At 29.3% G+C, this 24,441-nt stretch carries 19 protein-coding genes and 2 pseudogenes; 2 read left to right on the top strand and 19 right to left on the bottom strand.

All coding sequences use genetic code 11. The annotated features are described in order from the left end of the window. Positions 1 to 52: 52 nt before the first annotated feature. The 3 genes from CNEONATNEC86_RS15285 to CNEONATNEC86_RS15295 form a co-directional block, all read right to left on the bottom strand. The gene (locus tag CNEONATNEC86_RS15285; RefSeq protein WP_058296048.1) at positions 53 to 265 is read right to left on the bottom strand and encodes a hypothetical protein; all 213 of its coding nucleotides are present in this window, start codon (positions 263 to 265) and stop codon (positions 53 to 55) included. Between the two features lie 56 nt (positions 266 to 321). After that, complete coding sequence (locus CNEONATNEC86_RS15290; protein WP_159136334.1) at positions 322 to 822, bottom strand: flavin reductase family protein; 501 nt, start codon at positions 820 to 822, stop codon at positions 322 to 324. 91 nt (positions 823 to 913) lie between these two features. Continuing rightward, a complete protein-coding gene (locus CNEONATNEC86_RS15295) occupies positions 914 to 1,846 on the bottom strand; it encodes a tetratricopeptide repeat protein (protein ID WP_125148782.1) in 933 nt (310 codons plus the stop codon). A 939-nt stretch (positions 1,847 to 2,785) separates the two neighbouring features. Between CNEONATNEC86_RS15295 and CNEONATNEC86_RS15300 the strand changes: the two are divergent. After that, positions 2,786 to 2,965 (top strand): annotated as a pseudogene (locus CNEONATNEC86_RS15300) (IS110 family transposase); the annotation flags it as partial. 139 nt (positions 2,966 to 3,104) lie between these two features. Here CNEONATNEC86_RS15300 and CNEONATNEC86_RS15305 read toward each other — a convergent pair. After that, on the bottom strand, positions 3,105 to 4,373 hold the full coding sequence (locus CNEONATNEC86_RS15305; protein ID WP_125147759.1) for an IS4 family transposase: 1,269 nt from the start codon (positions 4,371 to 4,373) through the stop codon (positions 3,105 to 3,107). A gap of 111 nt (positions 4,374 to 4,484) precedes the next feature. Between CNEONATNEC86_RS15305 and CNEONATNEC86_RS15310 the strand changes: the two are divergent. After that, positions 4,485 to 5,513, top strand: a pseudogene (locus CNEONATNEC86_RS15310) (IS110 family RNA-guided transposase); the annotation flags it as partial. A gap of 222 nt (positions 5,514 to 5,735) precedes the next feature. On the opposite strand, the gene CNEONATNEC86_RS15315 reads toward CNEONATNEC86_RS15310, so the two are convergent. The 15 genes from CNEONATNEC86_RS15315 to CNEONATNEC86_RS15385 form a co-directional block, all read right to left on the bottom strand. Beyond that, a complete protein-coding gene (locus CNEONATNEC86_RS15315; protein WP_159136335.1) occupies positions 5,736 to 7,007 on the bottom strand; it encodes a DUF4179 domain-containing protein in 1,272 nt (423 codons plus the stop codon). A 297-nt stretch (positions 7,008 to 7,304) separates the two neighbouring features. Then, positions 7,305 to 8,444, bottom strand: a complete 1,140-nt coding sequence (locus CNEONATNEC86_RS15320; RefSeq protein WP_159136336.1) for an AI-2E family transporter — start codon at positions 8,442 to 8,444, stop codon at positions 7,305 to 7,307. 304 nt (positions 8,445 to 8,748) lie between these two features. Beyond that, on the bottom strand, positions 8,749 to 9,999 hold the full coding sequence (purD, locus tag CNEONATNEC86_RS15325; RefSeq protein WP_125148783.1) for a phosphoribosylamine--glycine ligase: 1,251 nt from the start codon (positions 9,997 to 9,999) through the stop codon (positions 8,749 to 8,751). A gap of 96 nt (positions 10,000 to 10,095) precedes the next feature. Further along, entirely contained in the window at positions 10,096 to 11,601 is a 1,506-nt protein-coding gene (gene purH, locus CNEONATNEC86_RS15330; RefSeq protein WP_058296054.1) for a bifunctional phosphoribosylaminoimidazolecarboxamide formyltransferase/IMP cyclohydrolase, read from the bottom strand. A 20-nt stretch (positions 11,602 to 11,621) separates the two neighbouring features. Further along, positions 11,622 to 12,233 carry a phosphoribosylglycinamide formyltransferase gene (purN, locus tag CNEONATNEC86_RS15335; RefSeq protein WP_159116633.1) on the bottom strand — a complete coding sequence of 204 codons (612 nt, stop codon included), beginning with the start codon at positions 12,231 to 12,233 and terminating at the stop codon, positions 11,622 to 11,624. Beyond that, positions 12,221 to 13,222 carry a phosphoribosylformylglycinamidine cyclo-ligase gene (purM, locus tag CNEONATNEC86_RS15340; RefSeq protein WP_159116634.1) on the bottom strand — a complete coding sequence of 334 codons (1,002 nt, stop codon included), beginning with the start codon at positions 13,220 to 13,222 and terminating at the stop codon, positions 12,221 to 12,223. Before purM ends, purN begins: the two co-directional genes overlap by 13 nt. A gap of 100 nt (positions 13,223 to 13,322) precedes the next feature. Beyond that, positions 13,323 to 14,735 (bottom strand): amidophosphoribosyltransferase, encoded by a 1,413-nt coding sequence (purF, locus tag CNEONATNEC86_RS15345; protein ID WP_058296057.1) that lies wholly within the window; start codon positions 14,733 to 14,735, stop codon positions 13,323 to 13,325. A gap of 99 nt (positions 14,736 to 14,834) precedes the next feature. Beyond that, positions 14,835 to 15,542: a phosphoribosylaminoimidazolesuccinocarboxamide synthase gene (gene purC / locus CNEONATNEC86_RS15350; RefSeq protein ID WP_058296058.1), complete on the bottom strand. Its 708-nt coding sequence runs from the start codon at positions 15,540 to 15,542 to the stop codon at positions 14,835 to 14,837. Then, on the bottom strand, positions 15,542 to 16,021 hold the full coding sequence (purE, locus tag CNEONATNEC86_RS15355) for a 5-(carboxyamino)imidazole ribonucleotide mutase (RefSeq protein ID WP_159116635.1): 480 nt from the start codon (positions 16,019 to 16,021) through the stop codon (positions 15,542 to 15,544). The genes purC and purE overlap by 1 nt, the downstream gene beginning before the upstream one ends. A 284-nt stretch (positions 16,022 to 16,305) precedes the next feature. Then, complete coding sequence (locus tag CNEONATNEC86_RS15360) at positions 16,306 to 20,052, bottom strand: phosphoribosylformylglycinamidine synthase (protein ID WP_159136337.1); 3,747 nt, start codon at positions 20,050 to 20,052, stop codon at positions 16,306 to 16,308. 254 nt (positions 20,053 to 20,306) lie between these two features. Then, positions 20,307 to 21,563, bottom strand: a complete 1,257-nt coding sequence (locus CNEONATNEC86_RS15365) for a chloride channel protein (protein ID WP_159116637.1) — start codon at positions 21,561 to 21,563, stop codon at positions 20,307 to 20,309. Positions 21,564 to 21,673: 110 nt separating this feature from the next. After that, entirely contained in the window at positions 21,674 to 21,841 is a 168-nt protein-coding gene (locus CNEONATNEC86_RS15370) for a zinc-ribbon domain-containing protein (protein ID WP_058296062.1), read from the bottom strand. Positions 21,842 to 21,991: 150 nt separating this feature from the next. Continuing rightward, positions 21,992 to 22,675 (bottom strand): amino acid ABC transporter ATP-binding protein, encoded by a 684-nt coding sequence (locus tag CNEONATNEC86_RS15375; protein ID WP_058296063.1) that lies wholly within the window; start codon positions 22,673 to 22,675, stop codon positions 21,992 to 21,994. 15 nt (positions 22,676 to 22,690) lie between these two features. Beyond that, the gene (locus tag CNEONATNEC86_RS15380) at positions 22,691 to 23,332 is read right to left on the bottom strand and encodes an amino acid ABC transporter permease (RefSeq protein ID WP_058296064.1); all 642 of its coding nucleotides are present in this window, start codon (positions 23,330 to 23,332) and stop codon (positions 22,691 to 22,693) included. Between the two features lie 54 nt (positions 23,333 to 23,386). Next, positions 23,387 to 24,238: an amino acid ABC transporter substrate-binding protein gene (locus CNEONATNEC86_RS15385; RefSeq protein WP_125148789.1), complete on the bottom strand. Its 852-nt coding sequence runs from the start codon at positions 24,236 to 24,238 to the stop codon at positions 23,387 to 23,389. Positions 24,239 to 24,441 lie beyond the last annotated feature (203 nt).

The following is a 24,441-nucleotide window of genomic DNA, read 5'->3' on the forward strand; positions in this document are numbered from 1 at the left end:
AAACGTCCTTTTTCATTCACTTCCATACAAAAACAAATCAGTGGTTATATCTTCATATTTGAAATAAACTTATACTAAATATTAAAAACATTATTCCAATAGTTATAAATTTACAACATATAGATAATATATGCTGTTTTTCTGTTATTTCTTTATCATCCATTCCACCTATTGAAAGTGATAATGTTCTTAGTTTATTTTTGAATAAATTTATTCCAATAGCTGTACATATTACCCCACAAATAAATAATAAAAAACTAGCCATAAATAATCACCTAAAGTATAATATGAACTATTTATGACTATTGTTAATAAATTCTATTAATTGTAATAGTATTCTACTATTTCTCCAAAATATAGTACATGTTTTGCATCCTTTTCATAACATGCTTTTACTATTGCTTCATCCATATTTTCAAGATTTATATCTTGTTTAAAAACAATCCTACATTCAAAATATTTGCTGCATCCATCAACTACTGGCGTATTAACCTTTTTAGATGGAATAAATTTTATGTTAGCTTCCTTTTCTTTGTCAATATCTCTTCCTGATTTTTTACCACAAATAGAAATTGCTTCTGACATTTCTTTATCATAAGGTATACTAATTGTATATTCACTTCCATTTTCTAAAAATTCATTTGTATATCTTGAGGTTCTTACTAATACCATAAACATTGGCTTTCCCCACATATATCCAACACTTCCCCAGCTGATAGTCATAGTATTGCATTTTTTATCATCACCAGCTGTTAAGAATGCTCCTCCTTTATGTAAGTTGTCCATAACTTCTTCTAATCCTTCGGTAAATGTATCTTTCACGTTTATATGCCCCCTATAACAAATTTATAAATATTGTAAATATCATTAATTAAATTTTATAATATTTAATATATTTCTTCATTATTTCTTATTATATTTTAGAATATCTTTCAACTAACTTTATGTATTCTGAATATTTTCTTATGTTATTAAGCTCTTTATCTTTTTTCATATAATCAAAAAATATATCATTTAATTCTATACTTTTTTCAACATCATTTATAGCTTTAATATCCTCATTAATATTTACATAAAAACAAGCTCTATTATAGTACAAAAATCCTTCATCTGGATTTTCTTTTATTCCTACATCTATTACTTCTATTGCTTTATGAAAATTTTCTTCTTCTCTATAGCTCACAGCTAAGTTTAAATAACTATATGGATAGCTAGGATTTTCTTTTATAGATTTTCTATAATACTCTCTACTTTCTTTTACTCTTTCTAGCTTTTTTAATATAACACCCTTATTAAATAGTATTTTATAATTAGAATCATCAATTTTTAAAGCTTTTTCTATATATATAAGTGCTTCTTCATCTCTACCGCTTTCTTCTAAAATACATGAGATATTTGCATACGCCCATATTTCCTCTTTATTTATCTCAATTGCTTTTTTATAATTTTCTATAGCTCTATCTTTATCATCAAACTGATCATAAATATTTGCTAAAAAGAAATAAGCCTTGTCATAATTAGGATTTTTTTCTATTGCCTTTTTATAATATTTTTTTGCAATTCCTAATTTATCTTCATCATCATATATAATAGCTAACCCGTAATACGCTCTTGCTTCATCTTCATCTAACTTTAACACTTCTAAATATTTATCTTCAGCCTCTTTTTTTAATCCAACTTCATCATACAATAATGCCATATCCAAAAGAAGTTCAACATCTGTCTTTCCAACATCTAATTTGTATGCTTTTTTATAAAAACTCAATGCCTTTAATAAGTTTTTTTCTGTTCTTAAATTTCTAGCCATATTTAAATAATTAATATATAAATAATTTTTATCTTCCATAATTATTCACCTTCATATAAAATAAGTATCATATTATCTAATATACTATAACTTCAAAATAAAAAATAGTTGTTGCACATAAAATAAATAAGGGACGTAGAAAGTTTAGCGAATAACACCCGAAATAAAGCTCTCAGATTCGGCTCGCTTGCTAGAAAAATGGGACTTTAGAATTTTTGAATGCAAGACACTGCCGAACATGAGAGCTTTATTTCTTTGTTTTATCTAAATTCAGAGTATCGGTATTATTGTTGCTATGCATAAATACATTTTTAAATTAAGGAATAGTTATTTATAGATGTTAAAGATTTAAAAAGTTAATATTTTATCATTTTTTAAAAGATATAAATTTATAAATATCAGAATATATATTCTTACGAATTTGCTTATTCTATGCTGGTTAAAGTGATTTTTATGGGTAACTTCATAAGTTACCTTCATTGATTAGAAGATATACTTTAAGGCATAGAATATAAAAAACATTAATCATAATTAAAATAAATTGGGTATATATGATTTTAGAGAAAAACAAAGAAATTCAATATATGAATAGGCGTAGTATTGTATTGGAAATTTCAGCTTTTAGATTCTTTGGCAGAGGCTGTTCCAAAATTGTTTGTCCAAACACTTGCTTTTGGGAGCAAACATTTTTAGGTGCAGCCTCTGCCATTAGAACTTTGGTACTCTATAAGTGTAGATACAAATCATAAATATATGATTTAACATCTGCACTTATTTTAATTTATAATAAAGGGAGTAATTTGGTATGACGACTTTAGAATTGGGTTTTAACATCCGTAGCTAAAACTGTCAGCCATCCCTTATTATAAAGATTCGATTAAGCAGGTTGAAACCGTACGGCTTTCGTGTAACTAACCAAAATGAATTGTAATAAGTGTGGGTGGATTAAAATTACAATAATTTTTTAGGAGGATTAACATGATTAGTGTTGGAATTGATGTTTCAAAAGGAAAAAGTACAGTATGTATATTGAAAGAATATGGTGAGGTTATTAGTGAACCACATGAAATAAATCATACTGAAGCTGATTTAAAAGCATTAGTTGAATCTATTTCTGAATTAAATGAAGAAACTAGAGTTGTTATGGAAGCGACCGGTCAATGTCGTCAACTTAAGTAATTTGTAAATATAAATCACGATTATTTTTAGATGATATATTTAAATTTCTTCTAAAAAATGGTACACTAAATAAATCCACTGGTTAAAGTGAATTTTGAAATATGCAATTATTTGTAATTTAAATGCATGATTTTTTATTGTGATGATGCTTTTTCCTTGGATGTTTGTTTTTTCGCTCACGAGAACGATTGGGACGTATTTGTGAGCGAATTTTTTTAGATTTTTCTAATATTATTTCTAAAATTTTTCTTGTTAATTTAGCATTAACTAATAAATTAATAATTCTATTAAAAACTTGCCCAAGTATAAAATTTCGATTTGCTTGATACATTGATTTTAAATTCTTATCTTTAATTTCATCTGCTATCGCAGCATCGGCCTCATCTTTTATAAGAGCTACAACCATTGATAAATAAATAGAAACAAAAAAGTCTTGTTCTATAGAAATTGGTTTTGTTCCCGAAAATTCTTCTATCTGAATACTACTTTTTAACTCTTTGTATTTACTTTCGACTCCCCATCTAAGGAAATACAACTCTTTAAATTCATCATATTTAATGTTTTCATCAAAAATATTAGTGACTAATATTTCTGTAATGTTGTTTGAAAGCTCTATTTTTATAACACGCAATTTTCTGTATTTTCTCTTTATTTTATATTCCAAAATACAATCATTGGAATCAATATTTTGTACTGTTTTAAATGATGATGGTACTCTCATTAAGAAAAGCATATTTTTAGTATCTAAATAGTCAAACATCTCATAAGAAGGGTATCCTCTATCAAATATTACAATACTGTTTTTTGATAATTTTTCATTGTTGATTTGATCTAGATGTTGTTTTGCTAATTCTCTTTCACTAGTTTTAAATTTAGTTATTGAAGCATCAATTATAATATCATTTAATATATCATATAAGGCTGATGCCGTCGCAACTGCTGTTTGAGTTTTATTTTGATTTTTACTTACTCCAAAGTATTTACCACATTCAATAGTATCAGGAACTTGTATAGATGTTCCATCAACTGCAAGAATATTAAATCCATGCCATTTATTCAATTTCTTTTTTGAATTATAAAAAGAATCAACAAATAATCTACATAGTTCTTTAAAGGCTTCAGGTGAAATATTTTGTCTTGCTTTAGAAAATGCTTGCTTTGATATATTAGGAAAGTTTAAACATGTATGATTTTCAATAAAATTATCTATTTCTAAAGGTATAGACTTTCGTAATACAGAACAAATTAAATAAACTACATTAGAAAACGATAGTTTTCTTTTCCTTGAAAAAGAATTTCCTAAACTATATGACTGCTTATATTCATCTGAAACAATTAATTTATTTGTTCGTTTTAAAATTTGTGATAGTAATTTAATATTTTTCATAAAATCAAACCTCGCTATAAATTTAATATCTATAGCGAGGCTGCATTTTTTTACCTATTGTCAAGTGTTTTTTATTAAATTTTCTATATTTTCTTAAGTTGACGACATTGAGCGACCGGTGCATACCATTTGCCACTACTTACTTATCTTAAAAATCATGGTATATTTGTAGCCGTAATAAATCCATTAATTATGAAAAAATATTCTGCTATAGGATTAAGGAAAGGTAAAACTGATAAATTAGATTCTATCAAAATAGCTAATTATGGAATTGATAATTGGTTTAAATTAACTGACTATGAAGCAACAGATGAGGTGTATTCTGAATTAAAATTATTAGGTAGGCAATATTCTCATTATATAGCTATGAGAATAGAGAGCAAACTTGTACTAAGTAATCTATTAGATAGAACAATGCCAGGAATTAAAAATCTATTAAAAAATAGATCCGATAAGCCAGAGAAAGATAAATTAAATGATTTTGTTAAAGAATACTGGCATTACGATAATATTACCAAGAAAAATGAAAAGCAATTTATAAATAGTTATTTTAAATGGGCAAAAAATAAAGGATACCATCAAAGTGAAACAAAAGCAAAACAGATATATGCTTTAGCACAAGAAGGCATCCCTACACTATCTTCTAGTACCCCATCAACCAAAATGTTAGTATTAGAAGCTGTTCGAGTTCTTAGCGAAATAGATAGAACTCTATCTATGATATTATCACAAATGCAAGAATTAGCAAGTAGTTTAAAGGAATACAATGTTGTTAGAAATATGCCTGGAGTTGGAGATACATTGGCTCCACGCTTAATTGCTGAAATCGGTGATTTAAAACGCTTTTATAATAAAAAGGCTTTGATAGCTTATACGGGTATTGATTCACCTCCTTTTGAGTCGGGACAGTTTGTTGCAAACAAACGTCGTATTTCTAAAAGAGGTTCTGCATTATTACGAAAAACTGGATATGAAATTATGAAATGTATCAAAAGTGCCAAACCAAAGGATGATCCTATATTTTTATATATGTTAAAAAAAGAAGCAGAAGGAAAACCTAAAAAAGTTGCTAAAATTGCTGCATTAAATAAGTTTCTAAGAATATACTACGCTAGAGTAAAAGAAGTCTATAATACTTAAATTTAGATAGTATCTATATCTAAATTAAACAGAATTTCTGTTTAATTTATTTGTCATGCAAAAAATATATAAAAAACCTGCTAAAAAAAACTTGATTTTTCTTAGCAGGTTTTAGCTGAAATTTCCCTACAATCGAGCCTATCATATATTGAATTTCGGTGTTATCCACTAAACTCTGATTTTACGTCCCTTATTTATGTTGTGAATCATCCATATTTATTATTATTTTAATTTTATTTCTTCTCCAAATTTGTATCTATCACTAAATTGAATAAGATCATCTATACCTACTATCATATTCCTATCTTTATCTACATTTGTGAATTCTACCACATATCCATTATCATCATTTTTATCTTTATATATAGTCTTATAGTAATCTTCATCGTAATAGTATTGTTCATTTTCATCATATTTAGGATATATATCCATTGTACTAGCCATTAATAAACTTTTTTCTTTAGAATTCCCTTTACAATATAACTTTACAATATCATTATCTCTTTCAATTTTATATATTTCACCTTTACTCTTATCAGAAAAATCAAATTCCTTCACAAAAGATACACTTTGTTCAGTTGTATAATCTTCTTCATTCACTTCATAACCATCTTTATATTTCTCATCATAAAATTTATTTGATTCATTATAAGTAATATCATTAGAAATAGGAATAATACTGATTGCATCGGTAGTTGTAACTTTATCATAAGTTGCATCTTTTGAATAATACGTTCTATATTCTAAATCATTATCTTCATTATAACTGCCCCAATTTGCACCGCCATAACTGTTTGCTACATATATTTTATCTCCAACTTTTAATAATACTATTGGATCATGAACTTCATTATCAAAATCACTATTTGAGTAATTTTGTGATTTTTGAATATAGTATATATTAGTTCCCAATATATCACTTTCTACCTTTTTAATATTAACATCCAAATCTTTCACGTAAATTGATACTTCATTTTCTTTTACTTTTGCAAATTCACTTGTGAAATCTACAGGAATATTCATTCCAATATTAACTTTATAGTATGGAACAACTATATCTAATCTATAATCACCATTAGATTTATATTCACTATTGTCTTCACACTCATCTTCAATTTCCACTATCAATGTATTGTCGTCAATATTTGATGTACCTTGTCCTCCTCCCCAGCTTTCCTGCATATTATAAATACCTTGAACAAATAATCCATTCTTTTTTTCGTCTTGAAGACCTTTACTGCATTCTAATTTTATATTTGCTTTTATTTTATGCTTTGTTGCAACAACATCTAATAGAGTTACTTTAACTCCGTTTTGTTCAACACTCTTATTTATAATTTTCTTGTAGTCTTTAGTACTGTTTTGAGTTATAGCTGTAGAGCTTGTACTTACTTGATCAGCAAATGCTGATGTTGTGAAAACTCCAGTAAGTAACATAAAACTCATTATCCCTGCTACTGGTCCTAATAATTTAACTATTTTTTTCTTCTTCATTATATCCCCATCTTTCTTTTATAAATATAACTGAATACTTTCTTATGATACACTCTACTGTAATATAATAACATATTTTCAATTTAAATAAACTTAATTCATCCTTAAATATAGCAAAAAATTATAATACTTTAAAAATAAATAAAACCTCTTTCTATTAAATCATTTTCAGATATATTCTTTATAACAACATTTTATGTTTTAAAAAATATCTTTAAGTTAAAATTTCTAAAATACAAAGAAACTAAAAATAAAGTTAATTTAAGTTAACCTTATTTTTAGTTTCCTGGATGATTATTATAATACTTCGATTTCTTTTTCCTTTAGCTTATTATTTATCCATTCTTTAAATAGATTATATACCACTGATATTAATGGAACAGAAATAAGCATTCCTATAACTCCCATTAGTCCACCACCAACTGTTATTGATAATAGAACCCATATGGAAGGTAGCCCCACCGAATTTCCAACAACTTTAGGATATATAAGATTTCCCTCAATCTGTTGTAATACTAGAAATAAAGCTATAAAAATTATTGCTTGCATTGGACTCTGTACAAATATTAAAAATGCTCCTATAATACAGCCTATAAATGCGCCTACAATTGGTATCAGCGCTGTAACGGAAATTAACACTCCTATTAGTAAAGCATAAGGTAATTTTAATACAGACATTGATATGAAAAACATTATTCCCAAAATTATCGCATCAATACATTGTCCATTTATAAAATTAGAAAATGTTTTATAACTTAATCTACCTATATATAGGACATACTCTGCTTTTTCTTTGCTTAAAAAAGCATATAGTACTTTTTTAAATTGTCTAGCTAAAGCCTCACGCTGTAACAAAATATAGCATGCGAAAATTATTGAAATTATAAAATTCACTACTACTCCTACAATTGATACTGAAGAGGATAGTAATGTAAGAGCCCCGCTTTTAAAAAATATCAACCCACCATTCATAATACTCTTTATATCTATTTCTGCACTTTCAATAAATTTAATAAAACTTTTATTATTTTCAAATAACTCCATTAACCATATTTTAACTTCTGGTATAGCTTTTTCAATACTATCTCCCAAGTCTACTAACATATTAATAAGATCAGGTAAAACAATTGATAAAGCAATATATAGTATAGCTATTACAAAAAATATTGAAATTATCAAACTTACTGGTCTAATGATTTTATATAATCTTTTATTAGTTTTAACAACATTAATTTTAATAATATTTCTTTCAATCATATTCATTGGTATATTTAATATAAAGGCAATAGCACAACCTAATAAAAATGGAAGAAATATATTTAAAATTGTAGTTAAAATATTTAATATATTACTTATATTTTGTGATATAGTATATAATACTACAGCAAAAAATATCACTAAAACTATCTTTTTAATACCAGTACTTTCTTCTTTCATATCTTTATAACCCCCATATATAGAAATCTATTTTCTATATTGTATTTAATATATTAATTTTATATTATGCTCCATCAAATAACAGAAAAAGCAATTAATATTACATATATTTATAGTAACTAAAAAATCTACAAAATGATTTACATGTTGATTTTGATTTCTTCATATTATATCTTCTCCTCTATTAATTGTCAAAGAGTAATTTCTTTAATATATTACAATTGTCCAATAGCTCTTAAAAAACTCTAGAAAACACAAAAAGCTCAGCATAAAACTCTCTTTTAATGCTAAGCTTTTCTTAATCTTACTTATGAATTCCAATATCAGTTCTGCAGTATGAATCCTTAAAGTTAACATATTTGATGTTTTCATAAGCTTCTTTTCTAGCTTCCTGAACATTGCTTCCACAACCGATAACTGATAATACTCTACCACCATTAGTTTTTAAAACACCATCTTCAAGCTTTGCTCCAGCTAAGAATACCTTGTCTTTTACTTTTTCATCTATGGTAATCTCATATCCTTTAGTAAAGTTTCCTGGATATCCATTAGATGCTAAAACAACATTTATACATACTCCATCTTTCCACTTAACTGTAGTTTTATCTAATTCTTCTCTAAGTGCAGCTTCAATTAATTCAACTAAATCACTTTCCATTAAATAAAGTACTGATTGAGTTTCTGGATCGCCCATTCTTACATTATATTCAAGAAGATAGACACCCTTTTTAGTGATCATTATTCCAAAGAAGATAATTCCTTTAAAATCAAATCCTTCTTCTCTTATTCCTACTAATGTGTTTGCCATTATGTTTTCTTCAAAATCTTTCATAACTTCTTCTGTAACATATGGATTAGGAGCCATAACTCCCATGCCTCCAGTGTTAGGTCCTTTACCACCATCAAAGATCTGTTTATGATCCTTTCCTGATAAGAATGGAATTATTGTCTTTCCGTCAGTTATTGAAAGAATAGATGCTTCGATTCCTTCTAAAAATTCTTCAATTACAATTGTTTTACCTGCATCTCCAAAAGTATCATCAACCATACAAGTATTAACTGCTTCTATAGCCTCTTCTTTATTTGCGCAAATTATAACGCCTTTTCCTGCTGCAAGTCCATCAGCTTTTACTACTGTTGGATATGAACATGTTTCTAAATACTTTAATGCATCATCAACATTTGTAAATGTAGCATATTCAGCAGTTTTAACATTATATTTCTTCATGAAATCTTTTGAAAAACTCTTACTTCCTTCAAGCATCGCACCATTTTGAGCTGGCCCAAATATTTTTAAACCTGCTTTTTTAAATTCATTAACAATTCCCTTAGTTAATGGATCTTCTGGTCCAACAACTGTTAAATCAATATTTTCTTTAATAGCAAAATTTATCAAATCTTTTATTTCAGTTATATTTACGTTTTCACATTTATTTTCAATTGCAGTTCCACCATTACCTGGTGCTACAAATATTTTTTCAACCTTTGAACTTTGTGCCATTTTCCAAGCTAATGCGTGTTCTCTCCCGCCACTACCTATTAAAAGAAGTTTCATAATATAATATACCTCCTAAATTAAATTATGCCCCTGAGGTTTAAAGCCCCAGAGGTATTTTATATTTGTAGAATGAATTGTGAACTAAAATTAATTTTAATGTTTAAAGTGTCTAAGTCCAGAGAATACCATTGCTATTCCATATTTATTACAAACATCAATAGATTCTTGGTCTCTTATAGATCCACCTGGTTGAATTATTGCTTTAATGCCTGCTTTAGCAGCTAATTCTGCAACATCTCCAAATGGGAAGAATGCATCTGATGCAAGTACTGTTGCACCTTTTCCTCTCTTTAATGCATCTTCAGTTGGCCATACTCTATTTACTTGGCCTCCGCCAATTCCTACTGCTACTCCATTATTTACTGTAACAATAGCATTCGATTTAACATATTTAACAACCTTCATACCAAAAAGTAAATCTTTCATTTCTTCGTCTGTAGGTGCTTTTTCAGTTACTACTTTTATCTCATCAATAAGTTTCTTATCTTCCTCTTGAACAAGCATTGCTCCATCAACAGTTACCATATATTTATCAGCTTTTGGAGTATTATGGAATTTAAGAACTCTCAAGTTCTTTTTAGTCTTTAATACTTCTAATGCATCATCATCATAATCTGGTGCTGCAATAACTTCTAAGAATATCTTAACCATTTCTTCAGCTGTAGCTTTATCAACTTTTCTATTAAATCCGATTATTCCACCAAAAATTGATGTTGGATCTACTTCATAAGCTTTCATATAAGCTTCATAAGCACTTTCTCCTGTTGCAACTCCACATGGTGTGTTATGTTTTAATGCACAGCAAGCTGGCTCATCAAACTCATTAGCGCATTTCCAAGCTATATCTACATCCTTAAAATTATTGTATGATAATTCCTTACCATTTAATGTTTCAAATGTATTCATAGCTCCATCAAGCATTGTTGATGAGTAAACTGCTGCACTTTGATGAGAATTTTCACCATATCTTAAGCTTTGCATCTTTTTATATGATACTGAAAGATACTCTGGATATTCTTCTTCACCTTCAAGCATAAAGTTTGCAATAGCTGCATCATATGCACTCATAAGATTGAATACTTTACCTGCAAGTTTCTTTTTAGTTTTAAGACTTGCTTCACCATTTGATTCTATTTCTTCCATAATTACTTTATAATCTTCTTTATTAGAAATAACAACAACATCTTGAAAATTCTTAGCTGCTGCTCTTAGCATTGTTGGTCCACCAATGTCTATAAATTCAACTTTTTCTTCGAATGTTAAATCTTCTTTCACCTTTTCAAAGAATGGATAAAGATTAACAACAACATAATCTATTGTCTGAATATCTCTAGATTTTAATGTATCCATATGCTCTTTATTATCTCTTATAGCTAAGATTCCAGCATGAACTAGTGGATGTAGTGTTTTAACTCTTCCATCAAGCATTTCAGGGAAGTTAGTCACCTCATTTATTTCTATTACATCTATTCCATTTTCTTTTAAGTATCTATAAGTTCCACCTGTTGATACTATTTCAACATCCTTTGAAACTAAAAATTTAGCAAAATCTAAAACACCATCTTTATCAAATACACTTATTAAAGCTCTCTTTTTCACGAAAAGACCTCCATTTACTTTTAATCATTTATTTTTACTTTATTGTTCACAAATTCTACTTTACCTTCACTTATTAATTTAATTGCTTTAGGAAGCAGAATATGTTCTTTTTCAAGAATTCTCTTTTGAAGAGTTTCCGCATTATCTTCAAAATATACTGGAACGGCTTCTTGAAGAAGTATTGCTCCACCATCTACTTTAGAATTTACATAATGTACTGTACAGCCTGAATATTTAACTCCATATTCAATTGCTGCTTCATGTACTTTAAGCCCATACATTCCAGGTCCACAAAATGATGGAATAAGTGATGGATGAATATTTATAATTCTATTTTCAAATTCATCTAATATTTTTCCATCTAATATAGATAAAAATCCTGCAAGAACTATTAAATCCACTTTATCTTTTACAAGCTCTAATATCTTATCACTAGATTCTTCTTTATATTCTTTTCTAGTTACAACATGAGTTTCTATTCCATGCTTTTTAGCTCTTTCAATTGCATATATATTGTCCTTGCTTGCTATAAGCATTTCAATTTTTATGTTTAATTCTTTGTTTTCTACAGCATCAATTATAGACTGGAAGTCTGTACCTCCACCTGAAGCTAAAACTGCTATTTTAAACAAATACCTTCACCTCCAGATGTTACATAACCTATTTCATAAGCTTTTTCTCCCATTTCCTCTAAAGCTTTTAGTATAGGTTCAACATCTTCTGCATCAACAGCAAGCACAAATCCTATTCCCATATTGAAAGTGTTATACATATGTTCTTTATCTACACCTTTTTCAATAATCTTTTCAAAGATAGTTGGAAGCGGATATGAATCTTTATTTATCACTGCTGTAAGCTCTCTACCATTAAACATTCTTGGAACATTTTCTATGAATCCACCACCAGTAACGTGTGCCATTCCCTTAATATCATAATTTTCTAGTAATTTAAGAACTGGCTTAACGTATATTTTAGTTGGAGTAAGTAAAGTTTTCCAAATTGGTTCGCCATTAAAATCTTCATTTAAATCTGTAAATATTTTTCTAACTAATGAATATCCATTAGAATGAATTCCAGAAGAAGCAATACCTATAAGCTTATCTCCTTCTTTAATCTTGCTACCATTTATTATCTTATCCTTATCAGCTATACCTACTGCAAAACCTGCCATATCATATTCGCCTTCATCATAAAATCCTGGCATTTCTGCTGTTTCTCCACCTATTAATGCACAATCAGAATATAAGCATCCATCAGCTATTCCTTTAACTAAATCTGAAGAAACTTCAGCTTCAAGCTTTCCACATGCAATATAATCAAGGAAAAATAATGGTTTAGCGCCATGGCATAAAATATCATTTACGCACATAGCAACACAATCAATTCCAACTGTATCATACTTTTTATTCTTAAATGCTATTTCAAGTTTAGTTCCAACACCATCTGTTCCAGAAACAAGTACTGGTTTTTCATATCCTGATGGAAGTTCAACCATTCCTGCAAAGCTTCCAAGTCCATTTAAAACATACTCGCTCATTGTTTTAGCAGCATATTCTTTTATAAGTTTAACACTTCTGTATCCTTCTTCTATATTAACTCCTGCTTCTTTATAAGTAATCATTAATAAACACTCCTTTTGGCGGTTTTCAGTTAACAGCTTCCAGTTGGCAATTTAACTCTTTTAACTGTCAACTGATTAGCTGTCAATTTTCAACTAAATATTATTCAGCTTCTACTGGTGCTGCTACTGGATAAATTCCATTAAAGCATCCCATACAAAATCCTTCTTTACCCCTACAACTTATTCTTACGCCTTCTTCACTTAAATAACCTAAATAATCGGCACCTATAATATCTCGTATTTCTTCTACACTATTATTTGCTGCAATAAGTTCACTTCTATATGGTGTATCTATTCCAAAATAGCATGGATATTTAACTCCTGGGGAAGCAATTAAAAAGTTAATTTCTCTGACTCCAGCACGTCTAAGTGAATCTATTAAATGTTTTGAAGTCGTTCCTCTTACAATAGAATCATCAATTAAAATAACGCTTTTCCCTTCTAGATTAACTTTTAATGGATTTAATTTAACTGCTACTGCTCTTTCTCTTATTTCTTGAGACGGAGAAATAAATGTTCTTCCAACATATCTGTTTTTAATAAATCCAGTATCATAAGGAATTCCTGAAGCCTTTGCATATCCAATTGCTGCAGGTATACCTGAGTCCGGAACAGCTATAACTACATCTGCCTTTATAGGATGTTCTTTAAATAATTGCTCTCCTGCTCGTACTCTTGAAGTATGAACATCTAGTCCATCAATTGTTGAATCTGGCCTTGCAAAATAAATATATTCAAATGCACAAGTTTGGCATTGAGTATTTTCCGAATATCTATATGAATGTATTCCATTTTCATCTATAATAACAATTTCCCCCGGTTCTATATCACGTACAAGTTCAGCGCCTATTGCATCTAAAGCACAACTTTCTGATGTTAATATATATCCCTCATCGATCTTTCCTAGTGAAAGTGGTCTTATTCCATGAGGATCTCTTGCCCCTATTAATTTATCTTGTGACATTATTGTTAATGCAAATGAACCTCTTATAGCTGACATTGCATCAACAACAGCCTTTGCTAAACCTTTTTTAGCGCTTCTTGCTATAAGACATGCTATTACTTCTGAATCACTTGATGTATGAAATATTTGACCTGCATCTTCAAGTAATTCTTTTATTACATCATCATTAACTAAATTCCCGTTGTGAGCCATAGCTATTGAACCAATTTTAGATGTAGTAACTATTGGCTGAGCATTTTCAATTCCTTTCCCTCCAGCAGTTGAATACCTAACATGGCCTACAGCAATATGTCCTTTTAGTCTTTCTAAATCTTCCTGCGTAAAAGCATCAGTAAGTAAACCTAAACCTTTATGGACTTCAATTTTTTCTCCATCTGCTACTGCAATCCCTGCACTTTCCTGCCCTCTATGTTGAAGAGCATAAAGTCCATAGTAAGTCATTGAGGCTACATCCATAGGTTGTGTACAATATACACCAAAAACACCACATTCATCTTTAAATTTATCCAAGCTTGGATCCATAATTAATTCAAAATCTGAATTTGTCATGTATTTAATCCTTTCACTTAAAAATATTTTAATAATTTTGAAATTCAATGCTCAATTAGTTATTGTAATTGAGCATTTCTTTATTATGATTTTATAATATTATTTTGAAATTCTCTTTAATATTTCAATATATGCATCTTCAACATTTCCAAGATCTCTTCTGAATCTATCTTTATCTAGCTTTTCTCCTGTTGTAGCATCCCAGAATCTACAAGTATCAGGTGAAATTTCATCAGCTAGAACTATTTCCCCATCTGCAGTTTTACCAAATTCAATCTTGAAATCAATTAAGTTTATGTTTTCTTTTGCAAAAGCATCTTTTAATATGTTATTTATTTTACCAGTCATTTCTAAAATAGTATCAATTTCTTCAAAAGTTGCTGCTCCAATTGCTACTGCATGATAGCTGTTTATTAATGGATCGCCTAGTTCATCATCTTTATAAGAAAATTCGAATACTGTAGTCTTAAGAGCTGTTCCCTCTTCAAGACCTAATCTCTTAGCCATACTTCCTGCTGCTACATTTCTTACGATTACTTCAAGAGGAATAATTTCAACCTTTTTACATAATTGTTCTCTATCATTTAATTTTTTAATAAAGTGAGTCTTTATTCCTTGTGCTTCTAATTGTTCAAATAGTATTGAAGTTATATTGTTATTCATAACTCCTTTATCGTGTATTTGACCTTTCTTTTCTCCATTAAAAGCTGTTGCATCATCTTTATAATAAACTATTACTTCATCTTCCTTGTTAGTTCTATATATTTGTTTTGCTTTTCCTTCATATAACATTTCTAATTTTTCCATTATAATTCCACTCCTTCAGCATTATCTTCAATAAATTTCTTTTTCATATTTGTTCTATATTCTTTAAGCCTAGCTTTTAAGTCCTCATTATTTACTGATAACATTTGTACAGCAAGCATTCCTGCATTATAGCTGTTATTTATTCCAACTGTTGCAACTGGAATTGACTTTGGCATCTGCACTATAGAGTAAAGTGCATCTAATCCTTCAAGAGCTGCTTTAACTGGAACTCCTATTACAGGTAATACAGTTTTTGATGCTATAACACCTGGTAAATGTGCTGCAAGTCCAGCACCAGCAATTATAACCTTACATCCTTCTTTTTCGATTTCTTCTAAAGTTTCTTCTAATTTTTCTGGTACTCTATGAGCTGATAAAACAAATGCTTTATAATTTATTCCAAACTCTTTTAATGCATTTGCAGCTCCTCTCATAACTTCTGTATCAGATTTGCTTCCAAAAAATATTGCTACTTCCATTTTTGAAAAGCTCCTTCCTTAATTATATATTTTTACCTCAATCCCTCATAAAATAAGCATATTCTTAAATTCTTAAATTCTTAAATTCTTAAATTCTTAAATTCTTAAATTCTTAAATTCTGGCGATTTTTTCATTCTTCAAATATTTATTCAAGCATTTTTACTTTTTATATTAAAAATGTTTTGTTTCTATTAAAATATAACCTCAAAAAACTCATATTACTTATAGAAAATCTATAATCTCTTCCTTAATTAACCACCTGTCTCTAGATGTTCACTTTCAACTATTTAAAGTATTTAACCCCAGATTCAAATATCTTTTGATCGTAATTTCCTGGAATATTCTTAAAGATATTTTCACCGCTTCTTTCTGAGTGAGCCATCTTTCCTAATACTCTTCCATCCGGACTTGTTATACCTTCAATTCCATACATTGATCCATTTGGATTATATGGCATATTTAATGATACATTTCCTTCTAAATCAACATATTGTGTTGCAACTTGACCATTATCAATTAATTCTTTAATCAAACTTTCTGGTGCAACAAATCTTCCTTCACCATGAGAAATTGCAACTGAATGTATATCTCCCACATTTGCTTCACTAAACCATGGTGATTTATTTGATGTAACTCTAGTTCTTATTATTGAACTCATATGTCTATTAATATTATTGTAAGTTAATGTTGCCATATCTTCTTTAATATCAACAATTTCTCCATATGGTACAAGTCCTAATTTAATTAATGCTTGGAAGCCGTTACAAATACCAAGAGCTAAACCATCTCTATTTTTAAGAAGTTCCATTACAGCATTAGCTATCTTTTCATTTCTTAATGCATTTGCAATAAACTTACCTGAACCATCTGGCTCATCACCTGCTGAGAATCCACCAGGAATCATAAGTATTTGAGCTGTTGATATTTCATTAGCTAGTCTATCTATAGAATCAACTAATGCTTCCTTAGTAATATTTCTAAATACTACTTGTGTAACATCTGCTCCTACTTTTCTAAATGCTCTTTCGCAATCATATTCACAGTTGTTTCCTGGGAATACTGGAATGACAACCTTTGGTTTTGCTACTTTTATTACTGGAGATGCATAAGATTTAACTTCATATAATTGAGTATCAATCTTTTCTTCAACATCTTCTGTTTTAATTCCAAACACTTTACTTAACTTCTTCTCATAAGTTTCTTCTAAATATTCAACGTCTAAATTCAAATCATATTCTTTACTTATAATTGAAGATTTTTCTATTGTTTTACCTATAACTTTATATAAGCAATCTTTAAATTCTTCTTCTATATTTACATCTTTACGAACTTCTAATACTGAACTTCCATAGTTGAAAGCAAATAAATCTTCTTTAGTTAAATTCTCAATTTCTACACCTATTCTATTTCCAAGTGCCATTTTAGTTATTACTTCAGATACTCCACCAAACTTAATTGAAGAAGCTGAAATAACTTTACCCTCTTGAATTAATTTATATAAAACATCTAAGTTATTCTTAAACTTATCCATATTTATAGTTCCATCTTCAAGCTTTTCTGCAAAAAGTAAAACTAACTTTGAATCTGCCTTTTTAAACTCTGGCGAGATAATTTTATCTGCCTTTTCAACACCAACTGCAAATGATACTAATGTTGGAGGTACATCTAAATCGCCAAAGCTTCCAGACATTGAATCTTTACCACCTATTGCTGCAATTTCAAGTTCCATTTGTGCTTCATAAGCTCCTAGAAGCGCTGCAAATGGTTTTCCCCATCTTGCTGAATCTTTTCCAAGTCTTTCAAAATATTCTTGGAATGTAAGATGAGAAGTTCTGAAGTTTCCTCCCATACATGCAAGCTTTGTAACACTTTCAACTACTGAATAATATGCCATATGATATGGGCTCCACATTCCAAGTTCTGGATTAATTCCAAAAGTCATAAGTGTTGCATCTTTACTTTCACCATTTGGTACTGGAATTTTAGCTGCCATACCTTCTGTTGGAGTTTTTGCATACTTACCACCAAATGGCATAAGTACTGTTCCTCCACCAATTGTTGAATCAAATCTTTCACTTAATCCCTGCTCAGATGCTACATTTAATTTCTTTAAGTTGTTTATCCATTCTTCTTTAACATTTTCAACTTTAACACCATATGGATAAGCATCTGGAGCTTTAACAACTACTTCTGTTCTTTGAGTTGCTCCATTTGTATCTAAGAAAGTTCTCTTTAAATCAACAATAGTTTTTCCTCTCCAAACCATTCTTAATCTATCAGTATCTGTAACATGAGCAACTATAACAGCTTCTAGGTTTTCTTCATTAGAAAGTCTTATAAATTCTTCTGCATTTTCCTTAGTTACTACGACTGCCATTCTTTCTTGTGATTCTGAAACTGCAAGTTCAGTCCCATCTAATCCTTCATATTTCTTTGGTACTTTATCTAAATCTATATCAAGACCTCTACAAAGTTCTCCAATTGCAACTGAAACTCCACCAGCACCAAAGTCATTACATCTTTTAATCATTTTTGCCGCAGAAGGATTTCTAAATAACCTTTGAATCTTTCTTTCTGTTGGTGCATTTCCTTTTTGAACTTCTGCTCCACATTCATTTATAGAATCAACAGTATGCTCTTTAGATGAGCCTGTAGCTCCTCCTACACCATCTCTACCTGTTCTTCCACCAAGTAATATTATTATGTCTCCAAGTGCTGGTTCTTCACGAACTACATTTTCTTTAGGTGCTGCTGCAATAACAGCTCCTACTTCCATTCTCTTTGCAACATAATTAGGATGATATACTTCTCTTACTTCACCAGTTGCAAGTCCAATCTGATTACCATATGAACTATATCCATGGGCAGCTCCAAGAGTTATCTTTCTTTGAGGAAGTTTTCCTTCTAATGTATCTTCAACTGGAACTGTTGGATCTGCTGCTCCTGTAACTCTCATTGCTTGATATACATAAGTTCTACCTGATAATGGATCTCTTATTGCTCCGCCTAAACATGTTGCTGCACCACCAAATGGTTCAATTTCAGTTGGGTGATTATGAGTTTCGTTTTTGAACATTACTAAATAATCTTCTAATCCATTATTAGTTTCAATTTTTACATTTATTGAACATGCATTTATTTCTTCTGATATATCTAAATCATTAAGCTTTCCTCTTTTTTTAAGTTCTTTCATTGCAATTACTGCAATATCCATAAGAGTTTTGCTTCTTTCATTATTTCCATAAACATAGTCTCTTGATTTTAAATACTCTGTATAGCTTGTCTTTATTGGCTCTGTGTATTTTCCTTCTTCTATATGTATATTTTCTAATACTGTAGAGAAAGTTGTATGTCTACAGTGATCTGACCAATAAGTATCTATTACCTTAATTTCAGTTATACTAGGTTCTCTATTTTCATTTTTAAAATAATTTTGAATCATTACTAGATCATCTATACTCATTGCAAGCCCTAGCTCACCGTGAATTTTTTTTAGTTCTTCAATTGTTTTTTGGGTAAATCCATTTAAGATTTCAACGTCATTAGGTATGTTTGAGATTGCTGCTAAATCTTTGTTGTCTATATCAACTTCTCTAGAATCGACTGGATTGATGTAGTATTTCTTAATTTTTTCTACATCATTTTTTGAAAGGTTTCCTTTTAATATAACTACTTTAGCTGACTTTATTTCTACCTTGTCTTCTGCTGTTAAAAGAGCTAAACATTCAGAAGCCGAATCTGCTCTTTGATCGTATTGCCCTGGTAAAAATTCTACTCCAAAAGCTATTTCTCCTTCACTAATTGGTAACTTATCTTCATAAATCTTGTCTACTGTAAGTTCAGCAAAGATTGTATGTAACGATTTATTATAGTACTCTTCAGATATATCTGAAATAAGGTACTTATTAATAATTCTTACATCTTCAAGATTTGTTAATCCTAAATTCTCTTTAAAATCTCTTAACAAACTTTGAGCTTCTACATTAAACCCTTGTTTCTTTTCCACAAATATGCTTCTAATATTTGACATCTTAATTCCTCCAAAATATTATGAGATTTAGCTTATTATCACATCATTGTAATATGCGAATATTATTCTGTCCTTTTTTCTTAATTTTCGTATCAACAATTTAAGATTATCATTTAAGACGTACGATGTCAACTTGAAATATGATAAATTTTCTTTAAATTTAAGAAAAATCCGAATTATAGCTTTTTATTTTTTTGCTATAATTCGGATTAATTGTTTTTTTAACCATAAAATCTACTTTAAACTAAATGATATCATTTTGCGCTTGTATTTATATACTCAGCCTTCAGTTTAGAATAAACTATTTTTTGACTACTATAAAGGCTATAATATCCAGATAACATATAACTTACTCCACAAGCAATTGAAAATAATATTACTCCATCAGCCCCAAAAAGTTCAATACTTAATATTATAGAACTTATAAGTGTATTAACAACTCCACAAAATAACGCAATAAGCCCTATAGCAGCTCCAAACCCAGGATCAATACCTAAAAATTTAGCTGCTACACATCCAAAAGTAGAACCTATAAAAAATGTTGGAACAATTTCTCCGCCTTTATACCCAACACTAATTGTTATAGCTGTAAAAATTATTTTTAAAAAGAACGCCTCATACTTTGCTTCACCATTAATAGCTTTAGATATAATATTCATTCCAGTGCCATTATAATCTGTGTTTCTAAGCATCATTGTAAGTATTACTATAACCAAGCCACCTAAAGCTATCCGTAAATATTCATTTTTTATATACTTTTTTACAAACCTACTTGTCTTGTGAAGTGATTCACAAAAAACTATACTAACTATAGCACACAACGCTCCTAATACAGTGACTTTAATTACACTACTAGCAGAAATTGCAGGTATTATCTTTAAATTAAAGTAAACAGGTTCTAATCCAAAAAGTAAGGATATTTTATATGCAACTATTGAAGATACAATACATGGTATAAAGCTTGAATAATAAATTATTCCTACACTTATTACCTCCATTGCAAAAAATGTAGCTGTTAAAGGTGTCCCAAACAATGCTGCAAATACTCCGCTCATCCCACACAATGTAATTGCATGCATATCTTTTTCATCCAGCTTTAGCATATTTCCAATTTGTGACCCTATACTTCCGCCTAATTGAAGTGCAGCTCCTTCTCTACCTGCTGAACCACCAAAAAGATGAGTTATTACTGTGCTTACAAAAATAAGAGGTGCCATAGCAATTGGAACTTTTCCATCTGTACGAATTGAGTCTATTATTAAATTTGTTCCTATATTACTATCTAATTTAAATAGCTTGTACAAATATACTATAATAAGCCCTCCAAATGGTAAGGCAAATATAATCCATTCATTTGCTATTCTGATTTCTGTCACATATTCTACGCTTTTATGAAAAAAACTACCTACAATTCCTCCACAAGTTCCTGTTGCCACAGCAATAGCAACCCATTTTATAAAAGTAATTAAATAGCTTTTAATATATTTTAACTTTTGAATTATTTCTTCCATAGATATCCCTCAATTGACTAATTAAATGGTTGATTACAACATTTTAATTTTATCACTAGTTTTATATAATAAAAAGGTCATAAGATAAAAATCTTATGACCTGAAATTCACTATCTGTCAAAGTTTCTATTGTTTCTTTGAGCTTTTCTTGCTTTTCTGCATTCTGGGCATCTAACTGGATCGTTATCGAATCCTTTTTCCTTGAAGAATTCTTGTTCACCTACTGTGAATATAAATTCCTTACCACAATCTTTGCATACTAAAGTCTTATCTTCCATTATAAAAAATCCTCCTTGTTTCAAAGATTATAACCTGATACTATGAGCAATCTCTGAACCAGAGGCGTAAGTAGTACTGATTAAATCTTGAATTATATTACGTTTTCATTATACTATACTAAAAAATATTTTTCAACAAATTTATTACAATTAATCCTCAAATATTAAACCTTCTTTAAGTTTTCCATTATCCATAGAAACTATCCTATCTGACACTTTTTTGGCAAATTCCATATCGTGAGTTATTATCATCATACTCATTCCATTAGTGCCTAAATTTCTTATAAGATTTGCCACTTCTCCTGTGAGTCCAGGATCAAGTGCTGATGTAGGCTCATCAAAACACATTATCTTAGGTTCTAACATAAGAGCTCTTCCAATTGCCACTCTTTGTTTTTGCCCCCCTGATAATTCGAATGGATAATTATTTTTTTTATCTAACAGCCCTAAAAATTTAAGTGTTTCTTCTGCTTTTTTAACTGCTTTTGACTTTTCAACACCAAAAACTCTTTGTGGTGCTTCAATAAGATTTTCCAAAACGCTCATATGAGGAAATAAATTAAATGTCTGAAAAACAAGGCCAATATCTTTTCTTATATCTTTTAGTTCTTTCTTAGATACATATTCTCCATCTTTGCATAATACTTTTCCGTTAATCTCAATAGTACCTTCATCACAGAATTCAAGTGCATTTACACATCTTAATAGTGTAGTTTTTCCTCCACCAGATTCACCAACTATAACAAGTATTTCTCCGCTTTTTATTTCAAGATCAATACCTTTCAAAACTTCCACATTCCCAAATGTTTTTCTAACATTACTTATTTTAAGCATTTTCTTCTTCCTTTCCTATTTATAGTAGTCATATCTTTGTTCTACTTTTTTAAGAATAAAGCTTACAACTGCTATAACTATTAGATATGCTATTCCAACTACTAAAAATGGAATTAATGAAACATCACGATTAGCTGCTGTCTTTGCTATTTTTAGCATCTCTTCTAGTCCTAAAACATATATCAACGATGTATCCTTCACTAAAGTTGTTATTTCATTTGTAATTGGAGAAATAACTCTTTTAAATGCCTGTGGTAATGTTATTCTGAAAAATATATCTTTTGTACTTAATCCTAATACCTGTGCACCTTCAATCTGACCTTTATCTATTGATATTATTCCTCCTCTAAATATCTCACCAAAATATGCTCCATAGTTAAGTGTAAAAGCTAAAATACCTGCTGGGAACCTTTCAAACTTGATTCCTATTATAGATAATCCAAAGTATATAAAAATTATTTGCAGCAAAAGAGGAGTTCCTCTCATTACAAGAACATATGCACCACTTATATTCTTTAAAACTAATGACTTCGAAGTTCTCATAAGTGCAATTAATATTCCAAGTGGAATAGATAAAATTAATGTGAGTCCAAAAACTTCTAATGTAACTTTAAGACCTTCTAATACTTGTGGTATTAATTCAAATATATATTCCAATGTCTAACCCCTCCTAAGATTTATCTTCATGCTACAAAATATAATACCAATTTATTATTTAACAACAATATCTTCACCGAACCATTTTTTTGATATTTCTCCAGCTGTTCCGTCTGCTACAACTTCATCTAAAGCCTTATTAAATGCATCAACAAATTCTGTATCACCTTTTCTTATTCCAACTCCGTATTGTTCATCACCAAAGTTTTCATCTAATATTTTATATTTTTCAGAACCTCTTGCTTCAATATAATATCTAGCTAATATTTCATCAACAACAATTGCATCCAATCTTCCTGCTTCCAAATCCATCAATGCATCATTATTATTCTCAAATGTTACAAGATCTCCACCATCAAATTTTTCAATTATATTGCTTTCATCAGCTTTAACAGCATCAACAGCTGTTGATTGATTTTGTGCGCCAACTTTTTTCCCTTCTAAATCTGCCTTTTTATTTATACTAGAATCGGCTAAAGTTACAATAATTTGCTTATTATCTAAGTATGGTTTTGAAAAGTCAACTTTTTCTTTTCTTTCATCACTAATTGAATAACCATTCCAAATCAAATCTATATTACCACTATTAAGTTCAGTTTCTTTCATGCTCCAGTCAATTGCTTGAAACTTATATTCTTTACCAAGCTTTTCGCAAACTACTTTCGCAAGTTCTACATCAAATCCTACTAATTCTCCATTCTCATCTTTAAATCCCATTGGGACAAATGTATCATCTAATCCAATAACTAATTCTTTCTTTTCTATAGTTCCTTTTGCTTCTGTTTCTTTTCCACTACTTTCACTTGAAGCTTGACTACTGCTTCCCCCACACGCAATTAAACTTGTCCCCAAAACTCCTATAATTCCTAACGTAGCTATCTTTTTTATTAACTTCTTAGCATTCATAATATTTACCTCCTAAAATTAAAACATTCTTAAATAGAATCTATAATCACTGCTTTTCTCTTTCATTACTTTAACACACTAAAGTAAAACAGTCAAGCATTTTTACTATTTATATTAACAACATCTTCAATTAAATAAATCTTTCAAATTATTTTTATACAATTTAATTATTAATCACTATTTATACTTTGAATAATGATATT

This window comes from Clostridium neonatale, assembly GCF_900465025.1.
GTDB classification, from domain to species: Bacteria; Bacillota; Clostridia; order Clostridiales; family Clostridiaceae; genus Clostridium; species Clostridium neonatale.